The organism is Fulvimarina thalattae (assembly GCF_040239565.1).
Taxonomy (GTDB): Bacteria; Pseudomonadota; Alphaproteobacteria; order Rhizobiales; family Rhizobiaceae; genus Fulvimarina.
Map to the genome: position 1 here is coordinate 42,302 of NZ_JBEHWS010000007.1, position 17,137 is coordinate 59,438.

The window sequence follows — 17,137 nt, forward strand, 5'->3', positions numbered from 1 at the left end:
TTCAGGCGGCTCAGACGCAAGACATGCATTTCAAGCGAAAGGCCACCCCATGATCGAATATGTCCTGCCGGCTCTTTTCGCGCTCGTCGTCTGGTGGGCGTCCACTGTCGTGATCATATATCTCGACGGCCTGCCGCAGAAGACGTTCAAATACTCGATGATCGGGGCGACGGTGGTGTTCGCCCTCTCGCTGTGGGGGCTGAACTGGTCGGCGCAGGATACGAGCGTCACCGGGGCCTATTACGCCTTCACCTTCGGCTTGCTGGCCTGGGGCTGGCAGGAAATGAGCTTTTACATGGGCTATGTCACCGGCCCGCGGAAGCAGCCTTGCCCCGAAAGCTGCCGGGGATGGCCGCATTTCGTCCATGCCGTGCAGACGAGCCTCTGGCACGAGCTCGCGATCATCGCCGCGGCGGTGGTGGTTGTCTCGCTCACCTGGGGCGCACCGAACCAGATCGGTATGTGGACCTTCATGGTGCTGTGGTGGATGCACCAGAGCGCCAAGCTGAACGTGTTCTTTGGCGTGCGGAACCTGAATGAGGAGTTCCTGCCGGAGCATCTGGAGTTCCTGAAGGGCTTTCTCAACAAGCGTTCGATGAACCTCCTTTTCCCGTTCTCGGTGACGATCTCGACCGTCATCACCGTCTTGCTTTTCGCGTGGGCCTTCGCTGACGGTGCGAGCCAGTTCGAGATGGCGGGCTACACATTTCTCGGTGTCCTGATGGCGCTGGCGATTCTCGAGCACTGGATGCTGGTTCTGCCGATGCCCTCCGGTGCGATCTGGGCGCCCGGCCTCAAGTCGCGCGGCGAGAAGAAGCCGTTCGCGGTAGATATCGTCGTCGGCTTCCTCGGCGCCGGCAAGACGACGACGCTTCGCCGGATGCTCTCCGAGGCAAATCCGGCCGAGAAGACCGTCGTGCTCGTCAACGATTTCGGCGAACTCGGGATCGATGGATCGCTGCTCTCGGGTCAGGGTGCCGATGTGGTGGAACTGCCGAACGGATGCATTTGCTGCTCGCTGCGCAAGGACCTTTCAGCTCAGCTGCGTGAGGTGGTCGCCAACATGGCGCCGGACCGGGTGCTGATCGAGCCATCTGGTGTCGCCGATGTCGCCTCGTTGTTGCAGGTTCTGGCCGCGCCGGAGATCGCGACCAATGTGAAGGCGACCAAGCTGTTCACGGTGATCGACGCGGGGGCTTTCCTCGCCGACTATGCGCGCATGCCGGACTATTTCGATGTGCAGGCCCGGATCGCGCCTGTGTTTATCCTCAACAAGATCGATCTCGTCTCGGACAGCGAGCTTTCAGCCGTGCGGGAGACGCTGATTGCGCTCAATCCGAAGGCGAAGATCCTGCCGGCCCGTTATGGTGCAGTGGAAGAGGAACTCATACCGAGCCAGGCGATTTACGTGCATTCGGGCGCCAACGAAGAGCTCGATGCAGGGAATGATCACGAAACCCATGGCCATCATCATCACGACCATGGTCCCGCTCATCATGAGCACGGCCACGAAGGGCACGATCATCATCATGGACACGGCCACCATCATCCAGAGCCCGGCCTCGGTCTTGGCTCATGGAGCCGGTCGCTGACCCGGCCGATCGCGACGGACGAACTTTCCGCGCGGCTGCACATGGTTGCGCGTGGCGATGCCGGGCGGGTCGACCGGATGAAGGGCATCGCGAAATCCGGCGAGGGATGGATGCGCTTCGACATCGCCGGCGGACGGGTTTCGATGTCGGTTCACATTCCGCAGAAGAACGAGGCTGCGAGGGCTCTGGCGATCGGGAAAGACCTCAACGCTTCCAAGCTCGACCGGCTCTTCGAAGTAGCGGCGAGCGAGGCACGAGACGAGGCCGAGACGCAGCCGAAAGGGGGCTTCGGCGCGGAACCGGCGCTCGCGGTGTAGGTCTCGCAGAGGCATGACGCCGCCGACTGCCGGCGGCTCTCATATGTGTATGAAAAGCGGGCGTGTTCTTCGGAGCGCGCCCGCTTTCCCTTTGAAGGCTGTTTTTTCGAGTTGTGGCTCCGGCCCTTAGGCTGGGAGCAAGAACAGTGGGGCGGTTTTGAGCCCGCTCGGAAGTTTGAGCGTTGGAGAGACAGATCTTTTTTCTCACATCGCGAGTTCGTTATCGCTTTCTTCTTCGGGCGTTTCGTCGGGAATGGCGAGGGCGAGGCCGAAGGTGAGGACGCCGAGACGGCCAATGATCATCAGGGCGATGATTGTCAGCTTGCCAAGTTCACTGAGATCACCGGTCACGCCCATGGAGAGGCCGACCGTGCCGAGTGCGGATATCGCCTCGAAGGCTATCGCGTTGAAGGCGACGCCGGTTTCCGTGAGGAAGAGGACGAAGAGCGCGATCGAGAGGCAGGCGAGGTAGCAGAAGAGGGTCGTGCCTGCGAGATTGAGCTGCGTGTCCGGCACGCGGCGCTTGAAGAAGCGGATGCTGTCCCGGCCCTTCAGGGTGGAGCGGGCGAGGCCGACGAGTGCGGCGAAGGATGTCGTTTTCATGCCCCCGCCCGTGCCTGATGGCGATGCTCCGATCACCATCAGGACCAGAAGCACCATGATGATTGCGTTCGATATGCTATCGATGGGTATGGTGTTGAAGCCGACGGTCGTCGAGGCGCTCATCGCCTGAAAGAAAGCGGTCATTAGCCGGTCCGAGGGCGGGAGGGTCCGGATCGTCGGTTCCGCAAGAAAGATCAGTAGCGTGCCGATGCCGATCAGGATGGCGGTCATGCGAAAGATGACCTTGCTCGTAAAGCCGAAATGGCTGGCACGGCCGATGACCCTTCGCGCGGTATCGGCAACAATGATGAAGCCCATGGCGCCGAGGATGCTTAGAACCGAAATAACGATATTGATTCCGACATCGTCCGAGAAGCTCTCGAAGCTGTCCGCATTCAGCGAGAAGCCCGCGGTGCAGAACGCCGAAATCGAATGGAATACGGCGCTCCAGAGCGGCTGATCGACGTCTTCGGCGACAAAGAACGGGTAGAGGCACGCGGCGCCGATGAGTTCCGTCGCGAAGGTGAAAAAGACGACGGATCGAATGAAAAAGCCCGGAGACAAGTTGGCGGGCAGCGCGAAGGCGGTGCGGGCCGTCTTCTCCTGCGTATCGCTCAGCCGCGCTTGGATGGCGAGGAAGGCGAAAGAGCTCATCGTCATATAGCCGAGCCCGCCGAACTGGATGAGGAGCAGAATAACGAGTTCGCCCAAGAAGGTGTAACTCGTGCCTGGATCGACGGTAATCAGCCCGGTGGTCGAAACGGCGGAGACCGCCATGAAGAAATTGTCGAGCACGCTTACCGGCTCGCCTTCATGAGCCCATGGAAAGCAGAGCAGGATCCAGCCGATGACCATGTAGGAGAGATAGCCGAGCATCAGTAGCTTGGCGGGGCCGGCACGCTTGCGAGAAACATCCGCAGTGGTTTCCCGGCCTTCTTTCAATTGTCGAAGCGACTCGATCGCCTGCTCGACGTTCAGCGGAACACGCATAACACTCTTCGTCCCATTTCAGTCGTTTGCGGAAATAAATCGAGCTCGTCTTCCGGAAAGTGAGCTGTCAGATCAATTCGATGCGACCGGAATGAGCAAATGGCGGATGGGAGTCGCCGCCGATTCGCTTGCTCGCTGACGACGAAATTTCTGAGCGACCTCAGGGATGGCGCAGACTGTCGACGTTCTCTTCAGAAGCCGAGCTGATTTTCGTCGCAAAAAATCCCCCGAGCCGGCGGCACGGGGGATTCGGTATTTTCCTCAGGTCCGCCGTCTGACGATCGTCAGTTCGACGACCGCGGCACGATCACGATCGACGGGCGCGACCCGCTTTCGGACTGACCGCCCGAGCTGCCGGAAGCTTCGCCACCTTCGGCCGAACCACTTCCGCCAGAGCCTTCGCCGTCATTCGAAGAGGACTGGCCTTCGGAAGCGCTGCCGGCTTGCCCGCCATCGCTGCCTTCGCCCGAACCTTCGCTCGAAGACGACTCGGCGGCACCAGTCTCGGTGCTGCCTTCGTTTTCGGGCGGCGTCGCGGTTCCTGCGTCAGAGCCTGACTTGCCAGGAGCGGTCTCGCCTTCGCCCTCGCTCGACGTTCCCGTTCCGGGATCGCCTGCCGACGGCGCATCGTTGGTCGAGCCACTTTCCTGCATGGACGTATCGGGATTGAGCTGCTGAGGATCCGAACCGGAAGGCGCATCCGCTCCCGTCGGCTCTTCGGCCTCGGACGATCCCTCGCCAGACGTTTCCGCAGGAAGTTGCTCCGTGGTTTCTTCGACGGCCTGAGACCCGCCTTCTTCGTTTGGCTCCTGTTGCGACTCGTATCGGACGCCTTCGCCCGACTGGCCTTCGGAATCTTGGCCCTCGGCTTCAGGAGCTACAGACCGTTCGACGGCCGTCTCGTTGACGGGTGCCGGCTCTGGTTGCGCTTGGGCGTCGGTGTCCGGCCCGGTCTGGGCGACGGGCATCGCTTCGCCGAGAAGGATCGCTTCCTTCGGGCCAGGATCCGGCACTTCGCCATTCTCGCTGAGACCGGCAGTGAAGGAGTGCATCAACTCATAGCCCTGAAGCGGTTGCGGTTCGCCGCGATGGCAGGTGCCACAATGGACCTTGGCTGGATCGCCGAGCGGACCAAGCCTTTCGGGCGGGAAGATGCCCTGCAATGGCTCGATGTAGCTGACATTGATCTCACGCGCCATCCGTATGCCCCAGTAGCCGATCCAGCGGAACGGAGTGGATTGGGACCAATCGGCGAAGGCTCGCGAGTTGTGGCAGTAGGTGCAGTTGACGCCGAGCGCGTTCGACTGCTGCATCATGAAAAGATAGAGGTTCTCCGCAGTCTGCTCGCGCGCGACTTCCGCGTCACCCGTATCGCTGACCAGCGGGTCCTGCGACTGGATATTGGCCGGTGCCGGGTCTTCTGAGAGGTAGGCCGCATAGGGAACGGCGGGGAAGAACTGGCGGATGGTCTTGGCTTCGAGATACCAGGGCCGCGGCTTGCCGAGAAACTGGTTGCCGCCCGGCTCTTCCTGTTCGTACCAGCTCTGGGATGGGACGTTCTCGCCACGATGGCAGGTGTAGCAGGTGACGCCTGCCGGGGCGACGTGTTCCGGCCAGTTCGTGTTGATGTTGCGCGTCATCTGCAACATCATTCGCGCCACCGTCTTCTGGTAGACGCTGTCGGACGCAAAGCCCTCTTCCACATTGTGGCAGTATTCGCAGCCCTGTTCCGGTGCGACCCATTCGGTGATCGCCAGCATCAGGCGGGTGAATTCGCCTTCCGAAAGATCGCCGAGAACAACGACGTTTTCATAGGCTTCGCTGGCTTTCAGCTCGCCCTCGTAGGGCTCCGCCGGCGGCGGGGCCTCTGGCAGAAGATAGTCCGGCTGCCGGTCGCCATCCTTGAATTGCACCATCTCGATGGCTGCCGGGCCGGTCTCCGTTGCCTCGATCGGCGGGATGACCCAAGGCGGTACCGTGAGGAGGATGAGACCGAGGGCGAGAGAGAAGACGCCCGTGATGATGGGGGCGACGCGATATCTGGGCGCTATACGCTTCTTGCGTTCGTTGCTCATTGTCCTGCTCCCGGAGTTGCGCCGCTAGGGATCGGGAAGTCTGGATAGACCGACGGGTAGCTCGGTGCGATGCCGTGCTTGACACCCCAGAGATACCAGTTGTCGACCACGGTGCCGGTGAGGAGGACGCCGATCGCACCGGTGAAGGTGGTGAGGACGGCAAACCACCAGGCCCAGCGGTGGATGGACTCGTAGGATGCGTTGAAACCCATCGTCCAGCGCCAGAAGAGGCCGGCGCGTTCCGCGGCTGTGCCGCGATCGACGATTTCCTCTGCCTCGCGTTCGCCGCCGAAGCGGGAGACCGCAAGAATGGTCGCACCGTGCATGGCGAACAGCATCGTTGAGCCGTAGAGGAAGACGATCGAGAGCATGTGGAATGGATTGTAGTACCAGTTGCCGTAGAGCACCGAGACCGAGGCGGTCCAGTTGAGATGCGTGATCAGGCCGAATGGCACGGCCTCCGACCAGGAGCCCATGAGGATGGGCCGGAAGAGGCCGAGGGACAGATAGAGGAAGATCGCCGAGGCAAAGGCCCAGGAGGTGTGCGTGCCGAGACCGAGCGCTCTCGCTCGGGTGTAGCTCCTCACCCACCACAACAGGATCGAGGCGGTGAGGAAGAAGCCGGCGAGGATCCACCAGCCGCCGTCACCGAGGGGAACGAGCGGGTTGAGGCCGTATTTCGCCGGCGGCGGATCGAGCGACAGGAAGGCGAGGTTGCGCACGAAGGCGTAAGGATCCCACCCGACCGACGCCCACATGTTGAGACCGATGATCTCGATGGCGATGATGCCGAAGGCGAACGACAGGGCTCCGGACCAACCGAGATAGAGAGGGCCGAGCTGTGGATCGCCGATCTTTCCGAGCCAGTAACTGAATCCTGTCGCCTGGATGCGCGGCAGGTTGCTCTTCGGCAGAGGGACGCCGGGATCATAGGGGCCACGGATTTGGGAACGGAAGTATATGGAAGAGTAGTAGGCCATGGTTCACCCCCTCAGTAGGAAATGTTGCCGATAGCGGCAGGCGTCTGGAGGAAGAAGTCGTAGAAATACGGCCAGCCCCGATCCCAGAAGGGGCCGGAAATGATGATGCAGACCGCGCTCCAGAACCCTGCGTTGAGGGCGAAGAACAGACCCAACCGGTGGATGCCATAGGGGCCGACCGAATAGGCGATGTAGTCGCGGAAATAGGCGTTCTCGGTCTCGCCGTATTTGACCGGCTCGCCTTTCGGCGGGTTGACCGCACCGAGGATGACGCCTGCGTGGAGGCCGAGGAACATCGTCGTGGTGAAGAAGAAGGTCACCGCGAGCATGTGCGCCGGATTGTAGTGGAAGTGCAGGAATTGGTAGCCGACGTTCGACACCCAGTCGAGGTGGCTCATAATACCGTATGGGAAGCCATGCCCCCATGCGCCCAGAAGCAGAGGGCGGATGACGACGAGGGATACATAGGCGAAGACGGCTGTGGCGTAGGCGATCGGGACATGCCAGCCGATGCCCAGCTTGCGGCAGATCTCGATTTCGCGAAGGACCCAGGAGCCGAACGCCCCGAGCGCACAAATTGTGACGATCTGCCAGATGCCGCCCTCGTTGAGCGGTGCGAGGCCAAGGCCGTATTTGATGGATGGCGGGTTGACCGAGAACGCGAAGATATTCGTCTCCGTTCCCTGGCTGATATCGTAGAAGATCAGGAGCGAGCCGAGGAGCGCGAAGAAGATCGCGGTGACGCCGAAAAAACCAACGTAGAACGGGCCAACCCAGAAATCGAACAAGTCGCCGCCGACCAGCGTGCCGCCACGGACCCTGTATTTTCGTTCAAATGACAGCATCGCCATGGCGTCTGCCTCCTTCAAGCGGTGACATGCTTCTTGGTTGAAAAACCCGGGGCCGGCGGATTGGCGTCGCCCCCGGTGGGATCAAGCGCTACGTCGTCAGGTGATCCTGCGATCGATGACGAGCGAGCTCGACTGCTGGCTGCCGCCTTCAGCGGACGGATTGGCCAGCCAGTTGAAGCGGGCCGTCGACAGCAGGATGAAGTGGATGAGGAGCGCCAACACCAGAAGGAAGGTGAAGAGCCCGATCAGCGCGCGGCGCGGATCGAAGAGTAGCCAAATCTGGGCCATTGAATTCGCCTCCGTTAGGTGAGCATCGAAAGCAGCGGCCGAGCGATATCTAGGCTCGCCGAAACTTCGGGGGTCTGAAGCCAGGGACGCCACGTCCAGACGAGGATGTGAGCGATCACGGCGACGAGGGTGAAGCCGGCGAAGGACTTCAGGAAGAGCGAGTTGAACTCGTTCGCTTCCCTCTCGGTCAGGCCGGTGAGCGTGCCCGCGTCAGACGCGGTGCTGGTTGTATTTGACATTACCTTTCTCCGTTGTTTCGGATGCCTTCACGTCGCCACGACCAACTCGAAAGATCTGGCGAGGGAAGCTGGTCACGAGCGTCAGCGCATGAATGCGAAGGGCAGCACCGAGTGCGCCGCCTGGCGCGCGTCGGACAGGACCGCGAAGAAGCGGCCACGCTCGAAGGGTAGCGGCCTCAGTGAGGCCGGCAGGAGGCGCGATAAGAGGGCTACCGCGACGAAAAGCGGGAAGCTGAGTGCGTAGATCAGCCGATATTCACGTCGCTCCGACGAAAAGAGCGAGGGCGCATGTCGGTTCATCAGGCTCATCGGATATCCTCCTTGGTTGTGGGACGGGCGAAACGTGAAGCGGAGGGCCTGATCATTCGGAAACCTCCTCTTCACGGAGAAGGGCTGGATCGAGGTGCTTCACCTCGACGGCGATCGCATCCTCGGCGAGCGCGCGGCGCTCGGCATCGTCGCGCCATCGCTTGGCGGCGGAGATACGGGTGAGGATCGGCTCGTTCGCCATGGCGCGTTCGAGGGCAGCGGAGGCGGTGCGTGACCAGCCGACGCTTGATTTTTCGCGGGCTGGCGTCGCCGGGATCGCGTCCATTTCCGTACCGAGCGGCAGGATGAAGAAGAGCGCGTCGAACAGGGAGTTGCAGACTTCCTGTACGAGATAGGTCGCGCCGGCATAGCCCATGAAGGGCGTACCGGTGGCGCGCCGGATTGCGGCTCCCGGGAATGACGCCGGAATGAAAGCCGAACGCCCGCCGGATTCGGCGAGATACATGCGCTCGTTATAGCTGCCGAAGATAATCAGCGGCTTGCTGTCCTTGATCTTGGCGCGAACCTCGTCGTTGAGGGTTTTCGCGCCAGCCTTGCGGGGGACAGCGAATTTGCAGGGCAGGCCCATCTCGTCTTCGAGGAAGAGACGGATTCCGCGGGCATGCGTCTCGTTTGCGACGATGCCGAAGCTTGCAGTGCCGAAGAAATCCTGGGTGACCGAGCGCCAGAGGTCCCAGAGCGGCTTGATGGTGGTGTGCTTCTCGCGCTCGATGAAGGGTTCCGGATCGAGGCCGGTGAGTTCGCCGAGCGTGCGAAGGAACGCCGTCGTCGAATGAAGGCCGATCGGAGCCTGGAGATAGGGCTTTTCGAGCGTTTCGCAGAGCTGGCGGCCGAACTCGCGATACATGCAGATGTTGACGTCCGCATCGTCGAGCTTGGCGGTGTCCTTCAGATGACTGCCTAGCGGGTAAACGAGGTTGATCTCGGCCCCGATACCTTCGACGAGGCGGCGGATCTCGGCGAGATCGGAGGGCATGTTGAACATGCCATAGGCAGCGCCGAGGATATTGACCTTCGGCTTCGCGTCCGCCGCCTTCTCCTTCGGCTTGCGCTTCTTCGGCCCGTATTCCGTATAGAGCCATTTCAGCGCGCGATCGGCGGCCTGCCACTGGTCCTCGTCGATAGTGCGCGGCAGGAAGCGCTTTAGATTGGTGCCTTCCGGCGTGACGCCGCCGCCGATCATCTCGGCGATCGAACCGGTGACGACGACCGAAGGCTGCTTCGGATCGAGCTTGGAGTGCGCACGTTTCATCGCGCCTTCGGTGCCGGTCTGGCCGAGATTTTCCTCCTCGAGACCGGTCACGACGATCGGAAGCTCATGCGGCGGCAGCGCGTCGGTGTAATGGAGCACCGAGGTGACGGGCAGGTTCTCGCAGCCGACCGGGCCGTCGATGACGACCTGAAGGCCCTTGATGGCAGTAAAGACGTAGATGGCACCCCAATAGCCGCCGGCGCGATCGTGATCGAGGATGAGCATCAGATGCCTCCCTCGCTCGATGCGACGCTGTCCGGAACGGAATCGAATTTGGATTTCGCGCGGATCGGCACGTCGTCGCGTCGCGAGACCGGCTTCCTCTTTTCCGGCGCGGTTGGCCAGACGCCTGTGTTGTCGCCGGAGCCGACGCCCTCAAAGAAGGCCTTCATCGTGTCGAAGCGAGACTTCGAGCCGATGGCCGTGTTGATGACTTCGGCGAGCGAGCCCGCGCCGGCCGGACCCATCAACGGGCGGGCCGAGATGAGATTGGTGAAGTAGAGGGACGGCGTGCCGCTCTCCTTGGCCTTCTGGACAACCGGCGTCGTGCCGATGGCGATATCAGGCTTGAACTCCTCGAAGGCGGCGAGATCGTCTTCCAGCGAGGCGCGGAACTTGACGTGGATGCCCTTCGCCTCGAGCCATTCGCGGTCGTGATCGGACCATTTCGTTCGCGGGCAGGCGGTGCCGACATAGCGCAGATCTGCGCCGCTCTCGACGAGGAGGCGGGCGACCAGGAGTTCGGAGCCCTCATAGCCGGACAGCGTGATGCGTCCATCGATCTTGGACCCGGCGAGCGCCCCCCTGATCGCTGGGAGGATTGCGTTCTGGGCTGCCGCGACCTTGCTCGCCGGGACGGCGGCGGCTTCGCCGATCCGAGACAGCCACTCAGCCGTGCCCTCGGCCCCGACCGGTGCTGATCCCACCACCGGTCGACCGGCCGTCTCGAATTCCCGAATGCTGGCAGTATAGAAAGGATGGATCGCAGCGACCGCATCGCAGTCGAGCGCGCCGTAGAGTTCGCGCCATTCGCGGGTCGGAACCACCGGCCCGGCGGCAAGGTCCATGGGCTCCAGAAGCTGACCGATGATCATCGGATCGGCCGGGAACATCTCGCCGAGAAGGGCGATCTCCGGCTTGTCGGTTCCGGCGCGGTTGGGCCGGGAGACGGGGCCCGCCTCGGCCTCTTCCCGAGCGCGCTTGAGCATGGCACCGGCGAGGATGTCCTTCGCCTCGGCGTGAGTCGGAACGCCGAAGCCCGGAACGTCGATGCCAATGATGCGCACGCCGTCGATGGTTTCCGGCAGGAGACGCAGCGGGACGCCGGAGGCTGTCGGCACGCAGAGATTGGTGACGACGATCGCGTCGTAAAGCTCGGGATCGGCGAGGTCGTGGACCGCGTCGCGGATGTCCTCGAAGAGCTTGCCGGTGACGAGCGTCTCCGACGAGAACGGCACATATCCGACGGTGCGGCGCGCGCCGTAGAAGTGCGAGGTGAAGGTGAGGCCGTAGACGCAGCAGGCCGAGCCGGAAAGGACTGTCGCCGTGCGGCGCATCCTCAGGCCGACGCGCAGGGACCCAAAAGCCGGGCACATGGATTGCGGCTGGTCATGCGGGCCGGTCGGGTAGTCCTTGGCGTATTGGTCGAGCGCCTCGCTGGCTCCGGCCTTTTTCGCAGCGGCGAGCATTTCGGCCTTGCCGCCATGGCAGCCGGCATCACCCTCCTTCGCCTGGGTGACCGGACGAGCTGGTGCGGTATCGATGGCCGCAGCGGAGCCGCCGGGGCTCTCGTCTTGCGGAAAGTCTCTGGGTTCGAAATCCATCTCTACGGCCTCACGCGTTGTCGTAGACGACTTCGAGGGTGGGCTTCGGCTTGATCGGCCGGCCCATCATGTCCTCCTGGCTCGCAGGCTGGAGGACGTAGTCTCGGCCCGTATCCTCGTCATCGAAGAGGCCGAGAAGGCCGTCCTGATCGAGCGGGGTCGGGTGAAGGGGTGGCGCGTCGGCGACGCCGGCAGCGAGCTCCTCGAAGAGCGAAGCCCACTGGCCACCGGGTCGGCCGACAATCTGATAGTTCGCGCTCTTCTTGCGGATGTCCTCGTCGGCGGGGATCGCAGAAAGGATCGGGATGCCGACGGCTTTTGCGAAAGCAGCAGCCTCGCCGGTGCCGTCGTCCTTGTTGACGACCATGCCGGCGACGCCCACATTGCCGCCGAGCTTGCGGAAATATTCGACCGCCGAACAGACATTGTTCGCGACATAGAGCGACTGGAGGTCGTTCGAGCCGACGACGATGACCTTTTGGCACATGTCACGGGCGATAGGGAGGCCAAAGCCGCCGCAGACGACGTCGCCCAGGAAGTCGAGGAGGACGTAGTCGAAGCCCCAATCGTGGAAACCGAGCTTTTCGAGAAGCTCGAAACCATGAATGATGCCGCGCCCGCCGCAACCTCTGCCGACTTCGGGACCGCCGAGTTCCATGGCGAAGACGCCGTCACGCTTGAAGCAGACATCGGAGATGTCGACCTCTTCACCGGCCGCCTTCTTCTTGGAGGACGTCTCGATGATCGTCGGGCAGGCCTTGCCGCCGAAGAGCAGCGAGGTGGTATCGGACTTCGGATCGCAGCCGATGAGGAGGACGCGTTTGCCCTGCTGGGCGAGCATGTAGGAGAGGTTGGCGAGGGTGAACGACTTGCCGATGCCGCCCTTGCCGTAGATCGCGATGATCTGGGTTTCTTTGGTGACCGGACCGCTCGCGGGCGTGTCGACCGGTTCCTGCGCTTCGGCCCGGAGGGCGGAATGCATCTCGGCCTGACCCGATTTGGCTTCGGTTCGTGCGAGTGCGCTCATGCGCCTCTCTCCCATTCAATGATCATTTTCAGGCAATCGGCGTCGTCGAACGCCGTGCGATAGGCCTCGGCCGCGTTTTGCGGCGGGCTTGAGTGCGTGAGGAGGCCGTCGAGAGCGAGCGTGCCCTCAGCGACCATGGAAGCGGTGCGCTCCATGTCGCCCGGAGCCCACTCGGCCGCGATCCTCATGCGCGTCTCGCGCATGAAAGCTGGCGGGAAGGTGAAGGCGAGCTTTTCTTTGTAGAAGCCTGCGAGGACGATCTCCGCGCCACGCGCCGACTTCGCGATCAGTGTGTCGAGAATGGCGGAATCGCCGCTGACATCGAGGATCGAGCGGTAATCGCGCCGGTCGTCTTCCGCCGGATCGACCACCTGATAGCCAGCCTCACCGGAGCGGCGGGACGGATTGGTCTCCCAGACCGTCGGGCTCGCACCCTCTTGCGCCGCGATGCGGGCACAAAGGCGGCCGAGCACGCCATGACCGACAATGAGATCGGGAAGCGTATCGCCCGCCATCACAGCGTGATGGGCCGTCGCGGCGAGCGCCAGGAGAACGGCCTCTTTGCCGCAGCGGTCCGGGACCGGAACGAGCTTTTCGGCTTTTGCGACCAGATGGCCGGCCTGAGCCCCGAAGAGACCGTGCGCGTCGGTAAAGCCGTGCGAGCCGGGCACGAAGACGCGGGTTCCGACAGCCGGTCCGCTCTCGGATTCGCTCGCGACGATGCGGCCGACGGCTTCGTAGCCGGGGACGAGAGGATAGCCCATGCCCGGGAAGGGAGGCATCTCGCCTGTGAAGAGAAGACGCTCGGTGCCGGTGGAAATGCCGGAGGCTTCGATCTCGACCAGCGCTTCGCCTGCTTCGACAGCCTTCAGACCGGTCGCGGCGAGCGCGATGGCATTCGGTTGTTCGATGATGATGGCTGGCGTAAGGCCCATCCCAGATGACTCCTCTGCTTTGTGTCAAGTTAACTGGACACACTCAAATGTCAATCGGGGTTGTCACGGGGTCGGGCTGTGCTACCGCGCCTGTGCTGTGAGAGCGGAGGTCGCGATCGGCATGCCTGTCGGGAGGGCTCGGATGCGCGTAAAGCCTGCTTCTTCAAGCATTTGCGTCAATTCGCGTGGCGTGCGCGGACGCCCGGAGCCCATGGCGTGGAGATAGATGTTGAAATAGGCGTCCCCAATCCGCGAGCGGGCGCGCTCGTCGGCCATCGGCTCGGTGACAAGGAGCGTGCCGCCGGTCGGGCGAAGGGCGTCGAAGACCCGCTTCAGAAGGGTGCGGACGATCTCGTCGTCATGGTCGTGAAGGATGCGCACGAGCGTGATCAGGTCACAGTTCCTCGGGAACGGACTCTGGAGAAAATCGCCGCCGTGGATCTGGAAGCGACCGTCGTCATGCCGTGTTGCGAGTGATTTCCGGGCCAGTTCGGCGACCGTCGGTCGGTCGAAGAGATGCAGTTCGGCGGTGGGATTGCGCCCTGCGACATGGGTGAGGAAACGACCACTGCCGCCGCCGATATCGAGAATGCGCCGAAAGGGTGCGACGTCGAAGACGCGGAGGGTTTCGGTGGCGACGAGGTCCTGGCTTGCGGCCATCAATGTCGTATAGCGCTCGGTCTCGGCGGTCGGTTGATCTTGTTCTGGGGCTGCGTAATCCCAGAGCCTTGCGAGTTCTCCAGCGCCGCGCTTTTGGAGCGCTGTAACCGGATCGGCGAGGTCGGCGTAGAGCGCGTCGTGGTGAAGAACCATGGCCGCGACACCGGGATTGGCGAGGAGCGCCGCGCCCTGCGGGCCGAGCATGAAACGGCCGTCTGGCAGCTTGTCGAGGAGGTCGAGAGAGGCTGATGCGGCGAGGAGACGGCGCGTCGCATCGGGCGGCAAGTCGATCTCGGAGGCGATCGTTTCTGGCTCCATCGGGCCGTCAACGAGGCGTTCGAAGAGCCCGGTTCGGACGCCGGCCAGAAGAACCTGCGAATAGATGAAGCCGGCCGTCAGATCGAAAAGTTTCTGCGCCGAGCGCCGGGCGAAGAAACGGCTGAAACCAAAACGCATAGCCAGCTTATGAAATCTCGGACTGAGCAGGATGCGGTTGCGTGTCTGCCGCCAGCGCGCGGCAAAGTGTTGGTTCGATCCGCTCAAACTTTCGTGTCTCCGCCTCTTATCATGCCTGTTCGCCTACGCTGAACGGAGTTCGAATTGGACATGAGGCGATTTGAGTGTCAAATTAACTTGACACTTTTGTCCGGTCTACGGAGCAGCGTTCATGCATGTCGTCGTCATCGGCGCGGGGATCGGCGGACTGACGGCCGCCGCGCGGCTCGCTGCAGGCGGGTTCGATGTGACCGTGTGCGAGCGGGCCGGCCATGCGGGCGGCAAGATGCGGCGGGTGAACGTCGCGGGCAGCGAGATCGATGCCGGGCCGACCGTCTTCACCAAGCGCCATGTCTTCGATGCTCTGTTCGCTGATTGCGGCGAGCGGCTGGACGAACATGTGGAGATCGTCCGCTCCGAGACGATCGCGCGGCATGTGTTCGCGGATGGCTCCGTGCTCGATCTCTTCTCCGACCGGCAGAGGTCGATCGCGGCGGTGGAGGTGTTCGCTGGGCGGCGCTCGGCGCGGGAATTCGCGAGTTTCATGGCGCGTTCGGACGACGTGCTCGATCTCCTCGATCCGATCTTCATGAGCGTCGAGCGTCCGGATAGCCCGATCGAACTCACCATGCGCGCCGGACTGAGCGGGGCCATGCGGATCGCGAAGCTGGGGGCCAACAAGAGCGTATGGGACATTCTGCGGAAAGAGTTCTCCGATCCGCGCTTGCGCCATCTTTTTGCGCGCTACACGACATATGTGGGCTCCTCGCCCTATGAAGCACCCTCGACCCTGCGGCTGATCGCGGCTGTGGAGGCGCAAGGGGTGTGGCGCGTCGCGGGCGGCATGTCGCACCTTGCGGAGGCGGTGGAAGGGCTTGCGAGACGGCAGGGCACCGACGTCCGATATGGCGCGGATGTCGCCGTAATTCTCCTTGACGGCGGTCGTGCCGCCGGCGTGCGGCTTGCCTCTGGCGAGGTGATCGCCGCCGATCTCGTGATCGCGAATGCCGATGCCGACGCGTTGTCGCGCGGTCTCTTCGGGGCCGGCGTCGCCCATGCCTTCGGCAAGCCGGCGACGACCCGCGAGCGCTCGCTTTCGGCGCTCGGCATCGCCGTGAAGGCGAAGGTCTCGGGCTTTCCGCTCTCCCATCACACCATCTTCTTCGCGCCGGACCCGATGCGTGAGTTCATGGAGATCTTCGAGGAGCGCCGGCTGCCGAGCAGCCCCAACGTTTATGTCTGCGCGGAGGATCGCGGCGACGATGCGCGCGCGCCCGATGGTCCGGAGCGGCTCTTTCTCATCGTCAACGCGCCGGCGCTTGCCGACGACAACCAGTCAATCGATCGCAGGGAGGTCGAACGATGCAGGAACGCGGCTTTATCCAGGCTTCGCGCCTCGGGGCTGACACTCGATTTGGCGGAGGGGGACATCAGCCTTTCGACGCCCTCGGAGTACTCGGAACGCTTTCCGGGGACGGGCGGAGCGCTTTACGGGCAGGTCTCTCATGGGTCGACCGCGTCGTTCCAGAGGCCCGCCGCGCGCTCGAGGATACCGGGCCTTTATCTTTGCGGCGGGAGCGCCCACCCGGGCGCGGGCGTGCCGATGGCCTCGCTCTCGGGAACCCTCGCGGTGCAGGCCATCGTGAAGGACCTCGCTTCGACCAGCCGGTCGGGCCGGGCGGCTATGCCTGGTGGTATTGCGACGCGATCTCCGATGACGGCGCGTTCGGCCTGACGATCATCGGCTTCGTCGGCAGTGTCTTCTCGCCTTATTACAAGATCACCGGGCGCGGCCGGCCGGAGAATCACGTCTCCATCAACTGCGCGCTCTATGGGCGCGGCGCGCGGCGCTGGGCGATGACCGAGCGTGGCGAAAAGGACCTGACGCGCGACGCCTCGGTGCTCTCCGTCGGCCCAAGCGCGATGGAATGGGACGGCGACTGCCTGACCGTGACCATCGATGAGATCACGCCGCTGATCCCGAAACGTGTGAGGGGAACGGTGCGGCTCTATCCGGAAGCCCTCCAGCACAATCCGATGCCGCTTGACCGGGGCGGCAAGCATTGCTGGTGGCCGATCGCCCCTTGCGCTCGGGTGGAGGCCGATTTCTCCGATCCCGGCCTTTCCTGGCGCGGGCACGGCTATCTCGACTTCAACACAGGGGCGGAGCCGCTGGAAGACCGATTCTCACGCTGGAACTGGAGCCGTGCCTGCGTGCCCGGCGGGGCGGCGGTTCTCTATGATCTGATCGAGCGCGACGGCGGCGAGCTGAGCCTTGCGATCAAGTTCGACCCGAAGGCGGACGTCACCGATTTCGAACCGCCGACGCTGAAGAAGCTCCAGACGAGCTTCTGGCAGATGAAGCGGACGACACGCACCGAAGCGCCCGAGGACACGCAGGTAAAGAAGACGCTGGAGGACTCACCCTTCTACGCGCGCTCGCTGGTGGACACGACGCTATTCGGCCAGAGGACCGTGGCCATGCACGAAAGCCTCGATCTCGACCGCTTCCGCAATCCGGTCGTGCAGACGATGCTGCCGTATAAGATGCCGCGGCGGTTCTTTTGAGAAGGCGGATGGTGGTTGGTCAGTCCATTTGGCACGAGTGGCGATGGGCCGCGTCGATCGAGTGAAGCGATGGCTCTGCCCACATCAGAGTGGGCGCTGCACTGGAGGACCA

Annotated in this window: 15 protein-coding genes; 3 read left to right on the forward strand and 12 right to left on the reverse strand. The window is 63.1% G+C overall.

Going from position 1 to position 17,137, the window contains the following annotated elements; all coding sequences use genetic code 11:
* The first annotated feature begins 49 nt into the window (after positions 1–49).
* Positions 50–1,909 carry a putative photosynthetic complex assembly protein PuhE gene (puhE, locus tag ABRA89_RS10885; protein ID WP_349941500.1) on the forward strand — a complete coding sequence of 620 codons (1,860 nt, stop codon included), beginning with the start codon at positions 50–52 and terminating at the stop codon, positions 1,907–1,909.
* A 204-nt stretch (positions 1,910–2,113) separates the two neighbouring features.
* Here puhE and ABRA89_RS10890 read toward each other — a convergent pair whose 3' ends face one another.
* The 12 genes from ABRA89_RS10890 to ABRA89_RS10945 form a co-directional block, all read right to left on the reverse strand.
* On the reverse strand, positions 2,114–3,502 hold the full coding sequence (locus ABRA89_RS10890) for a TrkH family potassium uptake protein (RefSeq protein ID WP_349941501.1): 1,389 nt from the start codon (positions 3,500–3,502) through the stop codon (positions 2,114–2,116).
* Between the two features lie 284 nt (positions 3,503–3,786).
* Positions 3,787–5,577: a photosynthetic reaction center cytochrome PufC gene (gene pufC / locus ABRA89_RS10895; protein ID WP_349941502.1), complete on the reverse strand. Its 1,791-nt coding sequence runs from the start codon at positions 5,575–5,577 to the stop codon at positions 3,787–3,789.
* Positions 5,574–6,557, reverse strand: a complete 984-nt coding sequence (gene pufM, locus ABRA89_RS10900) for a photosynthetic reaction center subunit M (RefSeq protein ID WP_349941503.1) — start codon at positions 6,555–6,557, stop codon at positions 5,574–5,576. The genes pufC and pufM overlap by 4 nt, the downstream gene beginning before the upstream one ends.
* An 11-nt stretch (positions 6,558–6,568) precedes the next feature.
* Entirely contained in the window at positions 6,569–7,408 is an 840-nt protein-coding gene (gene pufL, locus ABRA89_RS10905; protein ID WP_349941504.1) for a photosynthetic reaction center subunit L, read from the reverse strand.
* Between the two features lie 96 nt (positions 7,409–7,504).
* Entirely contained in the window at positions 7,505–7,696 is a 192-nt protein-coding gene (pufA, locus tag ABRA89_RS10910) for a light-harvesting antenna LH1, alpha subunit (protein WP_349941505.1), read from the reverse strand.
* Between the two features lie 14 nt (positions 7,697–7,710).
* Complete coding sequence (gene pufB, locus ABRA89_RS10915; protein WP_349941506.1) at positions 7,711–7,935, reverse strand: light-harvesting antenna LH1, beta subunit; 225 nt, start codon at positions 7,933–7,935, stop codon at positions 7,711–7,713.
* Positions 7,936–8,016: 81 nt separating this feature from the next.
* Complete coding sequence (locus ABRA89_RS10920; protein ID WP_349941507.1) at positions 8,017–8,244, reverse strand: hypothetical protein; 228 nt, start codon at positions 8,242–8,244, stop codon at positions 8,017–8,019.
* 52 nt (positions 8,245–8,296) lie between these two features.
* The gene (gene bchZ / locus ABRA89_RS10925; protein WP_349941508.1) at positions 8,297–9,742 is read right to left on the reverse strand and encodes a chlorophyllide a reductase subunit Z; all 1,446 of its coding nucleotides are present in this window, start codon (positions 9,740–9,742) and stop codon (positions 8,297–8,299) included.
* Complete coding sequence (gene bchY / locus ABRA89_RS10930; protein WP_349941509.1) at positions 9,742–11,340, reverse strand: chlorophyllide a reductase subunit Y; 1,599 nt, start codon at positions 11,338–11,340, stop codon at positions 9,742–9,744. The genes bchZ and bchY overlap by 1 nt, the downstream gene beginning before the upstream one ends.
* A 10-nt stretch (positions 11,341–11,350) precedes the next feature.
* Positions 11,351–12,367, reverse strand: coding sequence for a chlorophyllide a reductase iron protein subunit X (locus ABRA89_RS10935; protein ID WP_463671280.1), 1,017 nt, complete (start codon positions 12,365–12,367; stop codon positions 11,351–11,353).
* Positions 12,364–13,302, reverse strand: coding sequence for a chlorophyll synthesis pathway protein BchC (bchC, locus tag ABRA89_RS10940; RefSeq protein WP_349941510.1), 939 nt, complete (start codon positions 13,300–13,302; stop codon positions 12,364–12,366). Before bchC ends, ABRA89_RS10935 begins: the two co-directional genes overlap by 4 nt.
* 81 nt (positions 13,303–13,383) lie before the next feature.
* Positions 13,384–14,418 carry a methyltransferase gene (locus ABRA89_RS10945; RefSeq protein WP_349941511.1) on the reverse strand — a complete coding sequence of 345 codons (1,035 nt, stop codon included), beginning with the start codon at positions 14,416–14,418 and terminating at the stop codon, positions 13,384–13,386.
* A 211-nt stretch (positions 14,419–14,629) separates the two neighbouring features.
* Between ABRA89_RS10945 and crtD the strand changes: the two genes are divergently transcribed.
* The gene (gene crtD / locus ABRA89_RS10950) at positions 14,630–16,192 is read left to right on the forward strand and encodes a 1-hydroxycarotenoid 3,4-desaturase CrtD (protein ID WP_349941512.1); all 1,563 of its coding nucleotides are present in this window, start codon (positions 14,630–14,632) and stop codon (positions 16,190–16,192) included.
* Between the two features lie 122 nt (positions 16,193–16,314).
* Positions 16,315–17,025 carry a carotenoid 1,2-hydratase gene (locus ABRA89_RS10955; RefSeq protein WP_349941513.1) on the forward strand — a complete coding sequence of 237 codons (711 nt, stop codon included), beginning with the start codon at positions 16,315–16,317 and terminating at the stop codon, positions 17,023–17,025.
* Positions 17,026–17,137: the final 112 nt, after the last annotated feature.